General features: G+C 36.7%; 3 protein-coding genes, 1 pseudogene and 1 riboswitch. All 4 genes and pseudogenes read right to left on the bottom strand.

The window, feature by feature from the left end; all coding sequences use genetic code 11:
* Positions 1–126, bottom strand: a pseudogene (locus tag AC1DTM_RS18385) (hypothetical protein); the annotation flags it as partial.
* Positions 127–234: 108 nt separating this feature from the next.
* The gene (locus AC1DTM_RS18380) at positions 235–1,311 is read right to left on the bottom strand and encodes a BMP family lipoprotein (RefSeq protein ID WP_002111345.1); all 1,077 of its coding nucleotides are present in this window, start codon (positions 1,309–1,311) and stop codon (positions 235–237) included.
* Positions 1,312–1,401: 90 nt separating this feature from the next.
* A complete protein-coding gene (locus AC1DTM_RS18375) occupies positions 1,402–2,127 on the bottom strand; it encodes a GntR family transcriptional regulator (RefSeq protein WP_002160754.1) in 726 nt (241 codons plus the stop codon).
* Positions 2,128–2,360: 233 nt separating this feature from the next.
* A riboswitch (purine riboswitch) is annotated at positions 2,361–2,462 on the bottom strand.
* A gap of 203 nt (positions 2,463–2,665) precedes the next feature.
* The coding region (locus AC1DTM_RS18370) for a DNA translocase FtsK (protein WP_477000617.1) at positions 2,666–4,747 on the bottom strand (2,082 nt) is incomplete at its 5' end.

Here is a 4,747-nt window from a genome sequence, read left to right as displayed (position 1 = left end):
CCCTGCACCATTTTCTCCAAGTAAAGCGTGTATCTCTCCCTGTTTTACTTGCAGCGTAATATCATCATTCGCTACAATGCCTGGGAATACTTTTGTAATATTGTTCATCTCAATTACGTATTCCATTTTGTTCCTCCTTCTAGCAGGGAACACTCCCTAATTACACTCTATTAAAAGTATTTTTATATATACAAAGGTTAGTTCTAAGAACTAACCTTTGCTATTGCTCTATCATTATTTCTTTAGAGCAGCTTCGTATGCTTTATATTCATCATCAGTCGCAGGTACTTTAATTTCACCAGCAGTGATTTTCTTCTCAAACTCTTCTACTTTTGTTAAAATTTCTGGGTTTACTTTCTTCACATTATCAGTTGATTTCGAGATACCAACACCATCATCTTTTAAACCAAACTCTTCTACTTTACCGCCTTTTAACTTACCATCTTTCGCTTCTTGTGCTACTTTTGCAACTGCAATATCAACACGTTTCACCATAGAAGTTAAAGTTACGTTTTCAGGCATACCTTCTTGATTTTGGTCACGGTCAACACCGATTACCCAAACATTTTCACCTTTTTTCTTACGGTTTTTCGCTTCTGTGAATACACCGTTACCAGTTGCACCTGAAGCATGGTAAATTACGTCAACGCCTCCACCGTACATCGCTGAAGCTAATATAGATCCTTTTTCTGGCTTATCAAATGCATCAGCATATTGTGATACGATTTCGATATTTGGGTTTACTGCTTTTGCACCAGCTTTGAAACCTGATTCAAATTTTGTAATTAATGGACTCTTCACGCCACCAACAAATCCAACTTTATTTGATTTTGTTGTCATTGCTGCTACAGCACCAACTAGGAATGAACCTTCATGGTCTTTAAATGTAATACTTGTTACATTCGGTTCTTTCACAACAGTATCTACAATTGCAAATTGCTCTTTCGGATATTGTTTTGCAACCTTTTCAATCGAGTCTTGCATTAAAAATCCAATACCAAACGTTGTATTATAATGATCTTTCGCAAATTTCGTTAAATTCGGAATGTAATCAGCATCTTTACTTGATTGAAGGTAACGATATCCTTCATTTTTCTTTAAATCGTTGTCTTTACCAAATTTCGTTAAACCTTCCCAAGCTGATTGGTTGAATGATTTATCATCAACGCCCCCAACATCTGTAACCATACCAACCTTAAACTCTTTATCCCCTTTTTTGTCACTATCCGCTTTATCCGAGTTACCACATGCACCTAACACTGTACTTGCCGCTAACGTTAACGATAATAAAAGACCTGTTTTTTTCTTCATACTAGAAACCCCTCCTGAAATGTTTTGTCTAATGATTCATACGCTGCTGTCCCTTACTTCTTGCTGTCACCTCCCTAAAAAGGAACTTCCCTACATACGCTTTCTTAATACGTGGAAGCTAAACTTATCAGCTCTAAAGTAATTAATAGAATATAAGATTGGCTCATCATTTTGATCATAGTGCATTTGTTTTAAAACTAGCAGTGCCGTTTCAGGTTCACATTCTAAAATCGGTGAAATTTTCGGGTGATAACCAATCGGTTCAATGTGAGCAACTGCGTACGTGATACGCTTGTGCGTATTATTATGTATTACTGTAAGCAGCGATTCCTCATTGTATCCCGATAAATCTGGTAATATCTCTTTTGCCAGTTTATCAATACAATATACAACTGGTTCCCCATCCGCTGTACGAACACGTTCAATCATTACTGCGCTAAAACCATCTTCACAATCAAATTTCTCTTTTTCTTCTTCTGTTAAAGTTGTTGTAGATGATGATAAAAAGATTGTTCCTGGTGTTTTCCCCACACTAGAAATCATATCTGTAATACTAGAAAGTTGCTCTATTCCAGAAGAAAATAACGGCTTCGCATTTACAAATGTCCCTACACCATGTCTACGAATAACAACATTTTCTTCTTCTAAAATACGCAGTGCTTCCCTTAAAGTTGCCCTACTTACACCAAGTTCTTTCGCTAGATCAAACTCTGAAGGTAACTTTTGTTTTTCTTTGTAAGCCCCATCTTTAATTTTTCCTTTGATGTGATCAATCACCCGCAAATATAGGTGACGACTATCGGATTTTACTGACATAAGACTCCCCCGCATTTCAATTATTCGACCTCTGATGTAAGACTTCTTTTCTCTTTTTTCAACTTACAAMATAGTATAAATTACTAAATACTAAAAATAAGCGTAATTATCGAATAAATATTAATAATTTTTCAAGATGAAATTTTCACACTTTATTCCATAAAAAAAACTTTGCACCATAAACATTCCTCATATCGAGAAAAAGTTCGGCACAAAGATTCCTTACATCCTTTGTTACACACTTTTCCCCTCATAGTCTAGCAATTCATGGTTGCCAGGTAGAAACTTATGGACCTTATCTCCAAGATTATATGAGGTAGTGGTTCTTTTCGAAGTAATCTTACCACTTGCTCCCATATGTGTCAACAGAATTCAACATTTTTCTACATTAAATATCGAACGTTTAGAAAATCAAAACGATAAGCATTCGTATTCTAAAGAGCCCTCCGTTATGTAAGCACTTTCTTTTCTATTGACTATAGTATATAACAAAAACAGCATATAAAAAAGCCTAATTGTAAAAACAATTAGGCTTTTTTTAAGAACTTTTTTCTTGCACATCTTTAATGAGTACTCCCCTTGGTTTACTACCTTCATAAGGACCTACTACACCATTCATTTCCATGGCATCAATTAAACGAGCTGCTCGCGTATATCCTACCCTAAATCTACGTTGTAACATAGAAACAGATGCTGTTTGCATTTCTACTACAAGCTGAACCGCTTCATCGTATAATTCATCTTCTACTTCCTGCTTTGTTTCAGGAACATCTTGTGGAATCATATCCTCTTGATATTGCGCTTTTTGCTGCGCAATAACAGATTCTACGACTCTCTCAACTTCATCATCTGATAAAAACGCCCCCTGTACACGAACAGGTTTCGATGCACCAATTGGTATGAACAACATATCTCCACGACCTAGCAACTTCTCTGCACCACCACCGTCAAGAATCGTTCGAGAGTCTATTTGGGAAGATACAGCAAATGCAATACGCGATGGAATATTCGCTTTAATAACACCCGTAATAACATCAACTGACGGACGCTGAGTCGCAATAATTAAATGAATACCAGCAGCACGTGCCATTTGTGCTAAACGCATAATCGCATCTTCTACATCCGAAGAAGCAACCATCATTAAATCAGCTAACTCGTCCACAATTACCACAATATATGGTAATTCAGGTTGTTTCGCTTCCGATTGGCTATTATGTTCTTTAATATAATCGTTATACCCTTCAATGTTACGCGTACCGCTATGCGCAAATAATTCATAACGACGCTCCATTTCACTCACAACTTTCTTCAAAGCCTGTGACGCTTTTTTCGGATCAGTTACAACTGGTGTTAATAAGTGCGGAACACCGTTATATACATTTAACTCTACCATTTTCGGATCAATCATCATTAATTTTACTTCATGCGGTTTCGCACGCATTAAAATACTTACAATAATTCCATTAATACATACACTCTTTCCACTACCAGTCGCACCAGCTACTAATAAATGGGGCATTTTATTTAATCGTGCCAATACAGCCTCTCCTGTAACATCACGTCCAAGACCGATTAATAACTTCTCTTCTGGGTGGTTATTCGCCTTTGAATCAAGAACTTCTCTCAGCGTTACCATAGAAACTTCTGAATTCGGAACCTCAATCCCTACAGCTGATTTCCCGGGAATAGGTGCTTCAATACGAATGTCTTTCGCTGCTAAAGCAAGCGCCAAATCATCACTTAAACTAACAATTTTACTTACCTTTACTCCCATATCAGGATACACTTCATACTTCGTAACTGCAGGACCTCTATGTACTTTTGTTACTTTCGCTTTCACACCAAAACTTTGGAATGTACGTTCCAATTTACGAGCATTTTCATAAATTTCCGCATTTTCATTTGTAACTTGCTTATTTTGGGGAAACTTTAATATATCAAGCGAAGGAAGCTTATAATCTTTATTTTCCACATTAGAAAATTGCATAGGAGGTGCTTTCGTTTCACCTTCTAGCGATTCAACGATTTTTTCTCCTCGTTTCTTTTGAGATTGTTCTTCTGGCGTAGGTGGAACTGCCTCTTCAATAAACGGAGGAGTGATTAAATCATTTTCTTCTATCTGCTTTTCCGTCTCTTCACTTACTGGATAATTCTCAGTAAAATTTGAAATAATTGGTGGACCAATTTCTATTTCTTCTACTGGCTCAATAGCTTCTTCTTGTTCAGCAACACGTTCACGTCTCTTGCTTCTTGTTGTTTTTTTCTTTTCAGTTTGCTCGGCGACCCTTTGAGATTTCCAATCTTTATAATCCCCTTGCATTACTTGAAATTGACTTCTAAGAATTCTCCCTACCGGAGCAAGTACTTCTCCAATGTGCTTATTTGTTATACAAAGTATTCCAAGAATAACTAAAATAATTCCAATGATATATGCCCCTACTTCGTCAAATAAGAAGTAGCACGTTGCGAACATCAGTGCACCGAACATACCACCACCTAAATGAACACTATCCGGGCCCTTTTTCATTTCAAGGAAGAAGTAATCTTTTGTACTAACAATTACAGAAGTATTTTGCACAGCTCCATCTTTCGTAAGAAGGTTAAATAATGTAATATGACT

The organism is Bacillus sp. P4_D3 (assembly GCF_056401855.1).
This window is presented reverse-complemented; position numbering and strand designations above follow the sequence as displayed.